This window comes from Streptomyces sp. SID13726, from assembly GCF_010548375.1.
Taxonomy (GTDB): Bacteria; Actinomycetota; Actinomycetes; order Streptomycetales; family Streptomycetaceae; genus Streptomyces.
On record NZ_JAAGLY010000146.1, the window covers coordinates 1 to 623 of the forward strand.

Annotated in this window: 1 protein-coding gene; it reads left to right on the top strand. The window is 71.1% G+C overall.

The annotated features are described in order from the left end of the window. Positions 1–623, top strand: a 623-nt coding sequence (locus G3I78_RS46830; protein ID WP_275424926.1) for a phosphoribosyltransferase family protein, incomplete at both ends; no start/stop codon positions are given.

Here is a 623-nt window from a genome sequence, read left to right on the forward strand (position 1 = left end):
GTGCGGGCTGCGTCTTCGAGTACGTCTACCTCGCGCGCCCCGACACGTCGATCAACGGCCGTTCCGTGCACGCCGCCCGGGTCGAGATGGGCCGACAGCTCGCGCGCGAGCACTCCGTCGACGCCGACCTCGTCATCCCCGTCCCCGAGTCCGGCACGCCCGCCGCGGTGGGCTACGCCGCCGAGTCGGGCATCCCGTTCGGGCAGGGGCTGACCAAGAACGCCTACGTGGGGCGCACGTTCATCCAGCCGTCGGACACGCTGCGCCAGCTCGGCATCCGGCTCAAGCTCAACCCGCTGCGCGACGTCATCCGGGGCAAGCGCCTCGTCGTCGTGGACGACTCGATCGTGCGCGGCAACACGCAGCGCGCGCTCATCCGCATGCTGCGCGAGGCCGGGGCGGCCGAGGTGCACGTGCGCATCAGCTCCCCGCCCGTGAAGTGGCCGTGCTTCTACGGCATCGACTTCGCGTCGCGCGCCGAGCTCATCGCCAACGGCCTCTCGTCCGACGAGGTGGGGAAGTCGCTCGGAGCGGACAGTCTGGGCTACATCTCGACCGAGGGCATGATCTCGGCGACCGAGCAGCCGTCGTCGCAGCTCTGCACGGCGAGGACCACCGCGAGG